Below are 284 nucleotides of genomic sequence, written 5' to 3'. Positions count from 1 at the left end.
GTCGCTTCCTGCTGCAGCTTCTCGATCAGGCGGAAGTTCTCGCCCTCCTCGAGCTTGAGCTGCAGTTCCGGCGTGCTCATCGCGTCCGGCAGCGCGTTGAGCAGCGCGCTCGGATCGGCCGTCTTCGCGAGGATTTCGAGCAGGCGCGCGCCCGTGTAGAGACCGTCGTCGAAACCGTACCAGCGATCTTTGAAGAACACGTGGCCGCTCATCTCGCCCGCGAGCGGCGCGCCCGTCTCGCGCAGCTTCGCCTTCACGAGCGAATGGCCCGTCTTCCACATCAA

1 pseudogene is annotated in these 284 nt (G+C 65.1%); it reads right to left on the bottom strand.

Annotation, left to right across the window (positions count from 1 at the left end):
• A pseudogene (locus U4012_RS35735) lies at positions 1 to 284 on the bottom strand (phosphomannomutase/phosphoglucomutase); the annotation flags it as partial.

This window comes from Burkholderia sp. BCC1988, from assembly GCF_905339895.1.
GTDB lineage: Bacteria > Pseudomonadota > Gammaproteobacteria > Burkholderiales > Burkholderiaceae > Burkholderia.
The sequence above is the reverse complement of the archived record's forward strand: the minus strand, read 5'-3'. Positions and strand labels throughout refer to the sequence as shown.